This window comes from Legionella jordanis, from assembly GCF_900637635.1.
Lineage (GTDB): Bacteria > Pseudomonadota > Gammaproteobacteria > Legionellales > Legionellaceae > Tatlockia > Tatlockia jordanis.
Genome location: NZ_LR134383.1, coordinates 2,423,946 through 2,438,853, shown reverse-complemented (window position 1 = coordinate 2,438,853; position 14,908 = coordinate 2,423,946). Strand labels below are relative to the sequence as shown.

The window sequence follows — 14,908 nt, the reverse complement described above, 5'->3', positions numbered from 1 at the left end:
GGCTCCGGTTTTTAACGGGATTTAAAGTGAGAAACGGGCATGATTTCTAAATTTTTTATCGAACGACCTGTGTTGGCGAATGTGATTGCCTTATTACTCGTATTTCTCGGCTTAATAGCCATAGCCATCTTGCCCGTGTCTCAGTACCCTGCCATTGTACCGCCTACCATTCAGGTAACCACCAACTATCCTGGAGCGGATGCCAAAACTCTAATTAAGACCGTTGCCCTGCCTATTGAGCAGCAAGTGAATGGTGTTGAAAAAATGCTGTATATGCAATCCACCAGCAACAACAATGGCAATTACAATTTAATTGTAACTTTTGAAATTGGTACAGATCTGAATTTTGCGCAAGTGTTGGTGCAAAATCGAGTGCAGGCTGCCATGGCGCAACTTCCGCAGGCTGTACAGCAACAGGGGGTTCTCGTTCAACAAAAATCGACAGCCATTTTGCAATTTATTACTCTCACCGCAAAAAATAATGAATACGATGGTTTATTTCTGAGTAATTACGCAACCATTAACATGCAAGACGAGTTGGCGCGTTTACCTGGGGTAGGGAACGTAGTTATTTTTGGCTCAGGAACCTATGCAATGCGCATTTGGCTTGATCCGAAAAAAATGTTTGCTTTCGGCCTTAATCCCAAAGATGTATTGAATGCCATTAGAAATCAAAATAAAGAAATTTCGGCGGGGCAAATTGCCGCTCCTCCCGTGAATGGTCAGCCAAGCTATCAATTAACTGTAAATGTGCCAGGGCAACTGGCGGATCCAGAAGAATTTGCCAACATCATCATTAAAAGCCAGGCGACACAACCCAATGAACAGGCTAATGCGAGCTCAAGTGCACAAATTGTACGAATTCGTGATGTGGGACGAGTTGAATTAGGTTCGTCCAATTATAACCAGCTATCAAAACTCAATGGAAAACCTACAGCGGCGATTGGTATTTTTCAGCTACCGGGCGCTAATGCTTTGCAAGTGGCTGAAGACGTGCGAAAAACAGTGGCCAAAATGGCTCAAAAATTTCCTCCCGGTTTACAATACTCAATCCCATTCGATACAACCATATTTGTTAAAGCCTCTGTTGATGAAGTCTATAAAACTCTCTTTGAGGCCGGCATTCTCGTTCTTATTGTCATTTTAATTTTTTTGCAGAATTTCCGTGCCACGTTGGTGCCCGCCACAACCGTTCCTGTGACGATTATTGGTACTTTTATCGCCATGCTCTTTCTCGGTTTCAGCATTAACTTACTCACTTTATTTGCCCTGGTATTGGCTATTGGGATTGTAGTGGATGATGCCATTGTCATCGTCGAGGGGGTTACTCAGCATATTGAGCGTGGTTTAGCTCCTAAGGAAGCTTCCATTCAAGCCATGCGAGAGTTGTTTGGCCCTATTCTTGGCATTACTTTGGTTTTGATGGCTGTCTTTGTGCCCGCAGGCTTTATGCCGGGATTAACGGGTTCAATGTATGCGCAATTTGCTTTGGTGATTGCGGCAACGGCGTTCATTAGTGCTATCAATGCCATGACTTTAAAACCCACTCAATGCGCTTTGTGGTTAAAGCCAATCGACAAACACAGGAAAAAAAATGTGGTTTATCGTAGCTTTGATCGGTTCTACAATCCACTTGAAGCGACTTATATTCGCTTTATCGAGAGGCTAGTCCATCGAAGTGCTTTAGTATGTGTCGTTGGCATAACCTTAGTTGTTTTAGCCATTTATGGCTTAAGTCGTATTCCTACAGGATTTATTCCCATTGAAGATCAAGGCTACTTAATCATGAATGTTCTTCTACCCGATGGTGCCACTTTAAATCGGACGGAGGGTGTTCTCAATCAACTCAATGAACAAGTATCCAAGGTCGATGGCGTTGAAAATGTCATTGCCATTAATGGAATCTCACTTCTGGACAATAATAGCAGTCTCGCCAATGCGGGCATTTTATACGTCATGTTTAAAGATTGGAGTGTGCGAGGCAAATCTGAAGATCTGTTATCGTTATACAATAAACTTAATGACATTGCTTTGAAAACTATCAATGCCAAGGTCTTAGTCGTCGTACCGCCGCCAATTCAAGGCTTAGGTTTATCTGGTGGATTCCAAATGCAGGTGGAATTGCAGGATGGTTCTTTTGACTATCAAAAATTGCAAGCCGTTACTGATCAATTGGTCAGTCATGGCAACCAGCAGCAAGGTTTACAAAAGTTAATGACTTCTTTTCGAGCTTCGGTACCTCAAGTGGCTGCCCCGATTAATCGTAGCAAAGCGGAATCTTTAGGGGTGATGGTCGGTGATGCTTTTGATGCTTTGCAAACTTATTTGGGCTCATCTTATGTCAATCTGTTTACCAAATTTGGTCAGGTTTTTCAGGTTTATGTACAAGCTGAACCTGATTCCCGCATGACGATGGATGATGTGCGTAATTACTATGTGAAGAATCAATCCGGCGAAATGGTTCCTCTTGGAACGCTGACTGACATAAGCCCGGCATTGGGCCCTGCCATCATTTCTTTATACAATTTGTATCCTTCCAGCAGCATTAATGGAGCAGCGGCCGAGGGCTATAGTTCGGGACAAGCCATTACAGGCATGGAGAATTTGGCAAAACAGTTGCTGCCTTCAGGAATGTCTTATGAGTGGACTAGTACTGCTTACCAGGAAAAGCTTGCTGGTAATTTAAGCTATTTTATTTTTTTATTGTCTTTGGTTTTGGTTTACATGATTTTGTCAGGACAGTATGAAAATTGGCTAACGCCTGCAGCCATCCTTTTAAGTGTGCCCTTGGCATTAATTGGGACAGTACTTGCCCTTTCAGCCCTTGGTCTCGCAAATAACATGTACACTCAAATTGGCTTATTGCTGCTCATTGCATTGGCCGCCAAGAATGCCATTTTGATTGTTGAGGTCGCTCGTGAAGAGCGGCTGTTTCATAATAAATCCATCATTGAGTCCGCTGTTTTAGGGGCTAAAACTCGTTTTCGTCCAATTTTGATGACGTCATTTGCATTTATTATGGGAGTACTCCCACTGGTATTTGCCACAGGGGCAGGGGCTAATGCGAGACGCTCAATTGGAATTGCTGTTTGCAGCGGAATGTTAGCTTCAACTTGCCTCGCCATGTTGTTTGTTCCATCCTTTTATGTGGTCATTCAAACTTGGCAGGAACAACGGCAGTCAAAAAAAGCCAGGAGAAAGCTAGTTGAAAGCTCGGCTTCTCCGGAAAGCTGAACACTTTAATAATTCGATGAGAAGATTGATTTACTGTTAAGTTCAAGTTCCTCATTAAATCCAATTGCACTCTCAATGGGTGACTTGACAAACTCTTCACGGTGCATGGTTCTCAACAGGCTATGGTTGCCTAAATGTTTAAGGGAAATCACAATCCGGTTCTGGCGGGGGTCGTATTCAAAAATGACTTGGCCATAATTCTTTTTGTCATTAGAAAATTTTAAATGGGTAAGTTGTTTTAGTTGCTCCTCCATTTGGTGAAGTTCGACAAAGGCTTTATCAAGAGCGGTTTGATTTTGCCTGTATTCACCTTTTACCAGGTACTCGTTGAAACGATCTTTTCCATATTGTTGAATGAATTGCTCTACAAGTGGGCTGATAACTTCTTGATCGAACTGCTTGATTGCCTTCACAGAGTTTCTTTGGGCATTAGCGGCTAATATGCCTTCTTCCGTTTCAACTAGAAGTGAACCGGTTATGCTATCAAACTGTACTGCGCCGGTCACAGCTTTAAGCTTAACATTAAAGTCAAGAATGGAGGCGTAAACTTTGGCCGCAAAACTGCTAGCCCAATCTATCTCCCCTGGATGGAGCAAGTGATTCTTTTCATGCTCCTGACTTCTTGCCCCATAGCAAATACTAAGGGTTAAATTGAAACGTTGCTTACCGGAATCCATGATCAGAATATGTTTAATAAATTCTGCCAGTTGCTGAGCACTCAGTAATTTATGGGTTTTAAACACGTCTGTCTCATCAGATTCTGCATAGCAAAATTCAGTATCCTCTTTTTTCCCATGAGCAGCAATAATGATTTTATCATTCCCTTTTCGATGTTTAAGCCAAGCCTGCAGAGTTTTTAAGTCCTGCTTATTTAATGAGAAATGACTTGTTTTACCGTATTCAAGGGCCGATTGCATCAATTGCAACATAGTTACTTTGGGTTTCTTGATCAAAAAAGAAGGTTTATGTTTTCTCGCCAAAGCTTCGGATGATTGTTTACCCAAAACTTCAGGGTCAGCAAGATTAATGAATAAGATTTTCACGACATGGACTACTTGATACGACGATATTCAAGAATTATAGGAAGGCTATATTAAAGAAACCTTAAAAGAGGGAAAATTTTCGGCCTAAGAGAGTAAAAAATTGACTGTCCACTGTGCCAAAATCCTATCGTCGGCATTAAGTTTGAGCGAATTTAATCCCATTTCAGCTTTTTCTTTTCCCAAAAATTGCTGCCGCTGTTCGATTAGAGCTTTGGAATAAGCTTTTGTGAATTCGGGATGCCCTTGAACGGTTAACAGATTGTGCTTGACTTGCAACATATAAAACGGACAAAACGCACTGCCTGCAATAACCTCAGCTCCGAAAGGCAGTTCGATTACTTGATCTTGATGGCTAACCAACAAATGAAATTGCTCTTGCTGTGGAGTCATCCACGGTTTTGGGCGAAGCACTTGATTCACGGACATCCCAATACCCCAACCATTGGGTGAGCGTAAGACTTTACCACCTAGGGCTTTGGCAATCAGTTGATGACCAAAACAAATGCCAATGATTTTTTTACCAAGATCATGAAACTCTCTCACCACATTTTCCAGTTGTGCAATCCATGGATGACCGTCATTTACCCCATGACGACTGCCGCTTATCAAGTAAGCATCAGCTTCATTTGGGTCGGTAGGCAATTGTTCTTTAATAGCCTCGTAAGTGATGAAACTAAAATCCATTTTTGCTTGTTGAAGCCAATTCGAAAACATTTGAGGATAATTGCCATGTTGATGAACGAATTGCTCCTGCACGTGATCACACTGTAAGAGGCCTATTTTCATGATTCATGCCCAGGGATTAAAATCCCAAGGTTCAGATGTGAATGAAGCAAGTTCTCTTGCAGGGTCAATTGCATTCTCCTCTGATGGCTGCATTGAGGATGGTTTGGAAATGAAATTCATCTAAAGCCAGCGGATTAGTAGCTGCAGAAGGATCCGCAACAGCCATTTTGGCAATTCGCACTACCTGTCGTTCATCAATTTGAATTTCACTTAGAGAATGCTCAATTTTGAGTTGTTGCCGCAGGCTTAAAATCCACTGAAGAACATCATCAAAGCCATTTCCCAATTGCAGGTAAGAGGCGAGCCTTGAAATATTTTCTTCAATAGCAGGGCGATTGGCCAACAACACATATGGCATAAGAATGGCATTTAAACGTCCATGGTGGGCATCGTAGACTGCTCCCAATGGATGGGCGAGGGCATGCATTGCACCCAAGCCACGTTGAAAGGCAGTGGCACCCATCATAGAGGCAACCAGCATTTGGCTGCGAGCCTCTAAATTATGCCCGTCGTTGACCACTTCAGGCAGGGAATGTTTAATTAAGCGGATTCCTTCCATAGCAATTGCTTCAGCCATTGGATGATAACCAGGCGCACAGTAAGCTTCAAGGCAATGAGATAGGGCATCCATTCCGGTTGCCGCGGTGATGTTGGCGGGTAAATCGAGAGTTAACTCCGGATCTAAAATGACGAGGCTTGGCAGCATTTTGGGATGAAAAATGATTTTTTTCACCTGTTGATGGGAGTCAGTAATCACTGAGGCACGTCCCACCTCAGATCCGGTGCCTGCAGTGGTTGGCAAGGCAATTACTTTGGCGATGTGAGCTACCTTGGCTTTAGTCCAATTATCCCCCCGATCTTCAAAGTCCCATATGGAACCTTTTTGTGCCACCATAAAGGCAATGGCTTTGGCCGCATCCAAAGCAGAGCCTCCGCCTAAGGCAATGATGCCATCATGCTGTTGTTTATGGTAAAGGTCTACGCCATTCATTACGTTTTCGGCGGTGGGATTGGCTTTTACATCATGAAATACATCCATGTTTAACCCTACAGCTGAACAACTGTCCAATATATTGAAAGTCATCGGCAAGGTGGCAAGAAATGAATCGGTAACCAGCAAGGGCTTTCTCATTCCAAAATCCACACAGGCTAATCCTAATTCCTTGGCACGTCCTGCACCAACCCGTATGGTGGTGGGGTAATTCCAGTTTGCCTGTAAAGAAGTAGCCATCATTGCTCCTTAACTGATGATTTTGATGTGAAAGGATTTGGGTCTTGTAAGGGTTTCATAACCCAAATTCGATAAACTACAGCCGCGACCTGAGTTTTTAACACCTACCCAGGCAAGGGACGGGTCAAGGTAATCGCAACGATTGATGAAAAACGTCCCGGTTTGCAGCTCCTCGCCCAGGCGAATGCCGGCATCAATATCTTGTGTAAAGATTGCTGCTGTTAATCCAAAAGCACTGTCGTTCATAAGCTCAATGGCTTTTTCATCACTGTCAACCGGCATGATGCCAACGACTGGGCCAAATGTTTCCTCTGTCATTATTCGCATTTGATGATGAACTTGGGTTAAAATTTGTGGCGCTAGATAAGCAGTGCCCGGCTGGTCCATAGGAAATTCTAAAGGGTCGATATGGGCAATAGCTCCTGCTGCAATAGCTTCCTGAATTTGTCCGCGCACCCATTGCGCCGCCGATGGGCGTACGAGAGGGCCGAGTGTAGTTTCGAAATTATCAGGCCTCCCCAATTTATACTGTTTTACAAGGGATACTGCTTTTTCAACAAATGGCTCATACAATTCTTGATGGACATAAATGCGTTCAATGGCACAACAAGATTGTCCAGAATTAAAAAAAGCACCATCAATGGCAGTTTCTACCGCGTAATCCAGATTGGCATCTGCGCGCACGTAGGCAGGGTCTTTTCCCCCCAACTCAAGCCCGACAGAAAGAAAGCGCCCGGCGGTTGCTTTTTCTACCATGATGCCGCCTGACATTGATCCTGTAAATGAAACGTGATGAATGTCTTCACTTGCGAGGATCGTTTCCACATCAGCATGCTTTAAATGCAAATATTGAAAAACACCCTCGGGTAAACCCGCATGTTGAAATGCTTCAGCGAAGCGCTCTGCAACCAACGGGGTTTGCGCAGAATGCTTAAGAAGCACAACATTGCCGGCCATAATGGCGGGGATGATGGCATTTACCGCAGTTAAATAAGGATAATTCCAGGGAGCTATGATAAAACTTATCCCTAATGGTTCGCGCTGAATAAAGCGTAAAAAGCCTTCTTTTTTAGGCAGTTTAATGGGGGCTAGCGCTGATTTGGCGGCGGCTATCATGTATCGCCCCCGCTCCTCAAGGCCTTTCAGTTCAGAACTTGCGTAACGGATTGGACGTCCCATTTGCCAGCTGATTTCAATAGCGATTTCATCCTGATGCGCCATAAGAAAATCAATGGCTCGATGGCAAAGTCTTTCTCGTTCTTCAATGGAAGTTTTGCCCCAGGGTTTAAGTGCCTTTTGAGCCTTACTCAAGGCCCATTTGATTTCTGAAACCTTGGCAAAAGGACGCTCCAAATATAGAGAATTATCAATCGGAGAAAAAGTTTGCAGTAGTTGATCCATAGTTTAGTTTCATTTAAATGATTTCAAAATAACGATCCAATTCCCAATCGCTGACATGACGACGAAACTCACGCTCTTCCCATTCACGGGAAGCTACAAAATGATTGACAAACTCTTCACCGAACAATGAATGAGCTATCTTTGAGTGTTTTAAGCGCTGTGAAGCTTCCCAAAGAGTTCTGGGTAGGGCTAATTCCTCATCGTGTTGCTGCACATAGGAATTGCCTTGTGTTTGAGGGGAGGGTTCTAATTCCTGTTCAATCCCATATAGTCCTGAACCCAAGGCAGCCGCAAGTGCAAGATAGGGATTTGCATCAGCAGAACCAAGACGGTGTTCGATGCGTTGTGATTTGTCACTTCCGGGAATAACGCGCAATGCGGTGGTACGGTTTTCCACCCCCCAAGTAGCCTCTGTGGGTGCCCAAAAACCAGGAATTAAGCGCTTGTAGCTGTTTATCGTGGGTGAAATCAAGGCAAGAAATTCAGGCATCAATTTTTGCTGTCCCGCTAAAAAATGCCGTTGAATGGTGCTCATATTAAAAGAGTTTGCAGGATCATAAAAAGCTGAACCTGAGCCATCTTTGTACTGAAGTGAAGCATGAATATGGCCGCTTTGACCAGGATAATGCGAAGACCATTTAGCCATGAAAGTCGCCATCATATTATTACGTTGGGCAAGCACTTTCATAAACGTTTTGAACAAAGCCGCTTTATCGGCTGCTTTCTCGGCTTTGTCCACAGTAATGGCGGCTTCAATCACACCAGGCCCCGTTTCAGCATGTAGACCTTCGATGGGGAAATCCATGACTTCACCCATATCTAAAATAGCGTGGTAAAGCTCGGCATAAACGCTATTGCGAAGAATTGAATAGCCAAAAAAATCCGGAGTGATGGGCTTTAAATCATGAAATCTTTTTTGACGAATACTCTGGGGAGTTTCATCAAAGAGAAAAAATTCATATTCGAATGCGGCATGAGCTTCAAAGCCCATGGCAGCGGCTTTCTCAATGACTCGCCGCAACACAGCACGAGGACATATGGCTTCAGCACTTCCAGCAAATTCAGCCATAAAAAGCAATTGATTGTCTTCAAAAGGGAGTTCTCGACAGCTGTGGGGTATAATACGAACGGAAGTGTCCGGATAGCCGGTATGCCAACCGGTGTAGCGGCTATTGTCATACAATTTGTCTTTGGTATCCCAACCTAAAATTACATCGCAAAAAGTAAAACCTTGTTCTAAGGCTGAAAAGAATTTGCTACGACTCATGTATTTGCCAAGCATGACGCCATCCATGTCAAAAATTCCTACCTTGACGTGGGTTAAATTGCGTTCTTCAACAATTTGCCTGGCATCCTGTGCAGTAAAGACTTCTCGAGGGTTGAGCATTTGCAATTCCTTTGCATGATTAGATCAAAGATAATATCCCAGATTTCATCCAGGGATCCACTGCCTTTAGATGCAATTTGTTGTACAAGGGCTAAAGCTTCTATTTTAATCATTCTTATAATTAGCTAAGATGCAAACACCACAACCATGAGTCCGATTATCTGGACGTTCAAGGAGTTGCAGAAGTGCAGGGCAAGAATGAGATACTGAATACACAGCTTACAACCTTTACTATTGAAAATAACCAGAAGCTTGCAGAACTTAAAAGAAGTTTTCTCTTTTACATGAAGCAGGAGCCTAAAGGGAAGGGCTTACTAGGCCAGACGTTAACCTTTGTCCAACTGACCCATTCAGTGGAAGTTCAGCAACTTGAAAAAGATGTAGAAGGGGCTAGAAGCTGGAAGTCCATGCGTGCTGCATACAGCAAATTAGTAGAAAAAACAGTGGAATATGGCAAGGCCTTTGAGGCGACAGTACTGCAATTCTCAGTTGATGACCCCGAAAGCTATAAACGATTTGAACTGGCTGTGACGCATTATTTTAGGGCACTTGATGCCTGCCAAAATGCTCAGGAAGCTCTGGGTAAAAAATTAGAACAACAAGTTAAAAAAAATGATTTTGAGGAAAAACACCGGGATTTAGCTAAGGAAGTAACAGTCCTTACAACCCGTATTCAATCTTTTCAAAAGCAACTCGAAGAATTTACGCTTCATCTCATAGAAATACAGATGGAACAGCCCAAAGAGGGACGAAGGATTCCTTTGCAAGCCGCACTGCAAAACCTTAAAAAGGGTTATGAACGGGCTTATGATAATTCTTATGGCCTCAGTGGTTTTTGGAGATGGCTAAAAAATTTATTTCAAAAAAGCGATCGCATGCAGGAAATCAATTTTCTGGCGACACTTTCCGCTTTGCCTGATTGTTGTGATCCCGTCCGATACCAAGCAATGGCTTTGGTTCATAATAAGATCATTGAATCTGAATCTTTTGGTGGAGGCAGTAAGCTTAAGCAAATATTGGCCAATCTAAGTGGCATCCAACTTTCATATAATAAATCGGATCCCACCTTGGCCATTTTTCTGGATAAACATCAAGAATTGTATGGTCAAATGCCTGTAAGTTTGCAAGAGTATTACAATTCTCATCGAGGCGAATACAATCAAAAAGGGAGTGTGAGTTTTTTAAACTACGCGGTATAGAGTTTTTATCCGGATTTTTCGAAACCAATTACCTCCAGGGTAAGGGCAATTTGATGGGCGTAGGATTCTAAAAATTGAATCTGCTCTGGAGTAAAATAGTGTTTGTCGTTGGGTGTAATTTTTAAAACGGCAACTGGGTTTCGTAAGCCAATTAAAGGAAGATATAAAGCCTTGGCATCGGCTAATGTTTCGGTTGCAAATCCAGCCATTTCACCCATATCAAGCACCCACTTGGCAATGCTATATTCCTTCTCGTCTAAAGATTTCGTTTCAATGCCCCGAGTTGAGTAGCACTGGAAATGTCGGTTTTGAGGTATCAAAGCCAAAATTTGACTGTTAAAGAGATCTTCCATAGCTTTCAAGCCAATGCTCAACGCTTCTTCTACGCGGTGAACACTAGTCATTTGGCGGCTTAAAGCTAACAGGCCTGAGGTTTGATGTTGTAAAGTTCGGGCACTGGTGGCTTGCCGGCGAATGCGAATGGCGAGTTGGCTTATGATTTGAGTAATTAACAGCATAATCAGCAAGGTAAAGAAATACTGGACATCAGCAATGCTAAAACTGTAAAAAGGTGGAACGAAAAAAAATTTATAGGCCAGAACGCTTAAAATTGAACTGAATAAGGCAGGGCCAGCCTGACCAAAAAGAGCAATGATTGTGACCCCGAGGACATAAATCATGATGAGATTGCTGGCATGCAAATAGGGAAAAATTAAAAAATTAATGAAGGTTGCAAGAGCAATAATTACTAAAGGAATGCGATAGTTTTTCAACTTAAAAGGAGGCTTGGTTTTGACTTGGCGCCTTAATTTTAAACGGCCTAATTTACCCGTCATGACATAGATATCAAGCTCGCCACTTTCGCGAACCATTTCATCGGCTAAATTGCGAAAAAATAAATCTCGCCAGCGATTACGGATTGTTTTCCAAACCATGATTTGGGTCACATTTTTTTCTCGGGCAAAAGTCATGATTTCCTGAACGACATCAAATCCGGCTAAAACGGCTGTTTCAGCCCCCAACTGCTCAGCAAGACGTAAATTTTGAATTGCTAAAGGTAATATCTGTTCCTGTGCTTTAATGCTCGGCGTGGCCACATGTACGGCTATCCACTTGGCTTTTAAACTGACTGCCATTCTTTTGGCTGCTCGGATTAATTTTAGGGATTCACGTCCCGGGCCTATACAAACCAGAATTTTGCTCTTGGTTGGCCAAATGTGTTTGATCCCCTGAATTTCTCGGTAATTAAGCATTTGTTGGCCGACGTAATCAGCACTGATGCGAAGAGCCAATTCACGAAGAGCGGTTAAATTGCCTTTGCGGAAGAATCTTTCAATTGCAATTTTAGCTTGCTTGGGAACATACACTTTACCTTCCTGTAGCCGTTTAATTAACTCCTCTGGTGGTAGATCAATCAGTTCGATGCTGTCTGCCATTTCAAGCATTGAATCAGGCACGGTTTCTGTTATGCGCGTATTTACAATTTGTGCGACATCATTATTTAGGCTTTCAATGTGTTGAATATTAAGAGTGCTGTAAACATCAATGCCTCTATTAAGAAGCTCTTTGATGTCTTGCCAGCGTTTATTATGACGAAGACCGGGAGCATTGCTATGAGCCATTTCATCCACCAGAATCAACTCTGGATGACGAATCAGGGCGGAATCGAGATCAAATTCTTTTAGCTCTTTTCCATGGTAGAGAATATGTTGACGCGGTAGGATTTCCAGTTTTTTAAGGAGTTGTTCCGTTTCTGTCCGGCCATGGCATTCGACAATCCCTACAAGAACATCAACACCTCTTGCTTGAGCAGCTTGTGCATCGCTAAGCATGGCATAGGTCTTTCCGACACCAGCTGCTGCCCCAAGATAAATTTTTAACCTACCCTGCTGGCTTTTTATTGCCTCTTGCTGAATCTGTTTAAGGATTTTATCTGGATTGAGCCGTTGGCTGTGCATGCCTTTCTCCCAGCTCATCAAGAGCAAGATTCAATTGCAAAACATTAACCCGCGGTTCACCAAGAAATTCCAACCATCGTGCTGCCGTTTGCTTATCAACTAACTGTTGCAATTCTTGTTCCGAAACTCCTCTGGCCTTAGCAACACGGTGAATTTGATAATAAGCAGCCAGAGGGCTGATGTCTGGGTCGAGTCCACTTCCAGAAGCCGTGACTAAATCAACGGGGATTAAGTCCGTAGATAAAGCGCTTTGTTGCATGTGCCTAACTCTTAAATCGATTGTTTTAAGAAACTCAGGATTGGATGGGGCCATATTGGAACCAGAGGAATTTGCTGCATTGTAAGGAAAGGGAGCTGTGGCAGAAGGTCGACTCCAGAAATAGTGTGGGGCGTTAAATGTTTGCCCCAGCAAAGCAGAACCTACAATCTGGCCGTTTTTTTCAACTAGGCTGCCATTGGCCCGCCAAGGGAAGAAAATCTGGGCAATTGCTGTGACTAAAAGGGGATAAAAGATTCCCGTGAGTGTTGTTAAAAATAACAGCGCTAAAAGAGCGGATTTCAGCTGTTTAAAAAATTCCCTGATCATATTATTCCATTGGAGATTAATTTATTTGTCGCATCAGTGTTCATAATTGAACCAGACCAAATCAGGTTAAGCTTAAGGCTGCAATCAGTATCAGGTCTATTAGTTTTATTCCAATAAAAGGAACGATTAATCCTCCCAAGCCATAAATTAACACATTTCTTCTTAGCAAATGAATCGCTGAGAATCTTTGAGATTTAACACCGCGAAGGGCAAGCGGAATTAAGAAAATAATAATCAGGGCATTAAATATTACCGCCGAGAGAATGGCTGTTTCGGGTGTAGCAAGATTCATAATATTTAAGGCGTTCAAAGCCGGATAAGTGGTCGCAAAAGCAGCTGGTAAGATGGCAAAATATTTTGCAACATCATTGGCAATGCTGAAAGTGGTCAAAGCACCACGGGTAATGAGTAACTGCTTTCCAATTTCTACGACCTCCAGCAATTTGGTGGGGTTGGAATCGAGGTCGATTAAGTTACCCGCTTCTTTAGCCGCTTGGGTTCCTGTGTTCATCGCAACAGCCACATCGGCTTGTGCCAGGGCTGGAGCATCATTTGTGCCATCTCCAGTCATGGCAACCAAGCGTCCTTCCGCTTGCAGCTTACGAATCAATGCTAATTTATCTTCAGGTTTCGCATTGGCTAAAAAATCATCCACGCCTGCCTCAGCCGCAATGGCTGCAGCCGTTAGAGGATTGTCCCCTGTAACCATGATGGTTTTAATTCCCATGTGACGAAGCTGCATGAACCGTTCTCGAATACCCCCCTTGATGATGTCTTTTAAACGGATAACCCCAAGCACGGTTTTGCTCTCAACAACGACGAGAGCGGTTTCCCCATTCTGCGAAACTCTTTCGACCTGTTTCCTAACTGATTCATTTAAAGAGCTGCCCAATTGATTGAGATAAGTTTCAACGGCTTCGGCTGCGCCCTTAATGATTTCGCGATCAGGTAGTCTAACGCCGCTCATTCTGGTTTGCGCTGTAAAAGGAATAAAACTGGCTCCCAATTCATGCAGGGGCCTCCCTCTTAAGCCATATTTTTCTTTTGCTAAAATGGCGATGCTTCTACCCTCAGGCGTTTCATCAGCCAGAGACGACAACTGTGCGGCATCGGCTAATCTTTCAATGCTTATTCCTTCGGCAGGAATAAATTCCGTCGCGTGGCGATTTCCCAAAGTAATTGTCCCTGTTTTATCGAGAATTAAAGTATCGATGTCTCCGGCAGCCTCAACCGCTCGTCCTGAAAATGCGATCACATTGGCTTGAATCATCCGATCCATGCCTGCTATTCCAATGGCTGATAGCAAGGCGCCAATCGTTGTGGGTGCCAGACAAACAAACAAGGCAGCCAATTTTGGAATGCTGATTACACTGCCTGAGCCCGTTGCTTGTACACTAAAAATAGAGTAGGGAAGTAGGGTAGCACAAACAAGTAAAAACACGATTGTCAGTGCTGACAACAGGATAGTTAAAGCCAATTCATTGGGTGTTTTTTGACGTTTTGCACCTTCTACAAGAGAAATCATTCGATCTAGAAAGGTTTCTCCTGGATTGGTAGTAATACGAATGATTAGCCAGTCGGATATCACTTGTGTTCCGCCTGTGACTGCGTTGCGGTCACCACCACTTTCACGAATTACGGGAGCACTTTCTCCGGTGATTGCGCTTTCATTGACAGAGGCAACCCCTTCAATGACTTCCCCATCGCCAGGGATTAAATCTCCAGCCTCTACTAAAACTACATCATCCATCCTTAGGGCTTCAGATTTAACGACTGTAATGCGAGCATTTTTCATTGGTTTTGATAATTTTTTGGCATAAATATCATGTCTTGCTTCACGAAGAGATTGTGCTTGTGCTTTACCTCGACCTTCAGCCATGGCTTCAGCAAAATTAGCAAATAAAATGGTAAACCAAAGCCAAAGTGCAATCCCCAAAATGAATGAAGTGGAGTCTTCAGTATCTCCCCTTAATGCCCGGATAAAAGTGAGCGTAGTGAGAATTGCACCCACATAAACAGCAAACATCACAGGATTCCGAATTTGGTGGTGGGGGATAATTTTCGAAATGAGTTCCCTATTGCT

Annotated in this window: 10 protein-coding genes; 2 read left to right on the top strand and 8 right to left on the bottom strand. The window is 43.2% G+C overall.

Going from position 1 to position 14,908, the window contains the following annotated elements:
* Positions 1-39: 39 nt before the first annotated feature.
* Positions 40-3,234 (top strand): efflux RND transporter permease subunit, encoded by a 3,195-nt coding sequence (locus tag EL203_RS10895; RefSeq protein ID WP_058471959.1) that lies wholly within the window; start codon positions 40-42, stop codon positions 3,232-3,234.
* 5 nt (positions 3,235-3,239) lie between these two features.
* Here EL203_RS10895 and EL203_RS10890 read toward each other — a convergent pair whose 3' ends face one another.
* From EL203_RS10890 to EL203_RS10870, 5 genes are all read right to left on the bottom strand, one after another.
* Entirely contained in the window at positions 3,240-4,277 is a 1,038-nt protein-coding gene (locus EL203_RS10890; RefSeq protein WP_058471960.1) for a hypothetical protein, read from the bottom strand.
* Positions 4,278-4,361: 84 nt separating this feature from the next.
* Positions 4,362-5,063 carry a glutamine amidotransferase-related protein gene (locus EL203_RS10885; RefSeq protein ID WP_058471961.1) on the bottom strand — a complete coding sequence of 234 codons (702 nt, stop codon included), beginning with the start codon at positions 5,061-5,063 and terminating at the stop codon, positions 4,362-4,364.
* 64 nt (positions 5,064-5,127) lie between these two features.
* Positions 5,128-6,297, bottom strand: a complete 1,170-nt coding sequence (locus EL203_RS10880) for an iron-containing alcohol dehydrogenase (protein WP_058471962.1) — start codon at positions 6,295-6,297, stop codon at positions 5,128-5,130.
* A gap of 6 nt (positions 6,298-6,303) precedes the next feature.
* Positions 6,304-7,695: an aldehyde dehydrogenase family protein gene (locus tag EL203_RS10875; protein WP_058471963.1), complete on the bottom strand. Its 1,392-nt coding sequence runs from the start codon at positions 7,693-7,695 to the stop codon at positions 6,304-6,306.
* 13 nt (positions 7,696-7,708) lie between these two features.
* The gene (locus EL203_RS10870; RefSeq protein ID WP_058471964.1) at positions 7,709-9,082 is read right to left on the bottom strand and encodes a glutamine synthetase family protein; all 1,374 of its coding nucleotides are present in this window, start codon (positions 9,080-9,082) and stop codon (positions 7,709-7,711) included.
* Positions 9,083-9,267: 185 nt separating this feature from the next.
* Between EL203_RS10870 and EL203_RS10865 the strand changes: the two genes are divergently transcribed.
* Positions 9,268-10,281: a hypothetical protein gene (locus EL203_RS10865; protein WP_058471965.1), complete on the top strand. Its 1,014-nt coding sequence runs from the start codon at positions 9,268-9,270 to the stop codon at positions 10,279-10,281.
* Positions 10,282-10,286: 5 nt separating this feature from the next.
* On the opposite strand, the gene EL203_RS10860 is transcribed toward EL203_RS10865, so the two are convergent.
* The 3 genes from EL203_RS10860 to kdpB form a co-directional block, all read right to left on the bottom strand.
* The gene (locus EL203_RS10860) at positions 10,287-12,239 is read right to left on the bottom strand and encodes a DUF4118 domain-containing protein (RefSeq protein ID WP_058471966.1); all 1,953 of its coding nucleotides are present in this window, start codon (positions 12,237-12,239) and stop codon (positions 10,287-10,289) included.
* A complete protein-coding gene (gene kdpC / locus EL203_RS10855) occupies positions 12,211-12,825 on the bottom strand; it encodes a potassium-transporting ATPase subunit KdpC (protein ID WP_183145248.1) in 615 nt (204 codons plus the stop codon). The genes EL203_RS10860 and kdpC overlap by 29 nt, the downstream gene beginning before the upstream one ends.
* Positions 12,826-12,886: 61 nt before the next feature.
* Entirely contained in the window at positions 12,887-14,851 is a 1,965-nt protein-coding gene (kdpB, locus tag EL203_RS10850) for a potassium-transporting ATPase subunit KdpB (protein WP_232003939.1), read from the bottom strand.
* Positions 14,852-14,908: the final 57 nt, after the last annotated feature.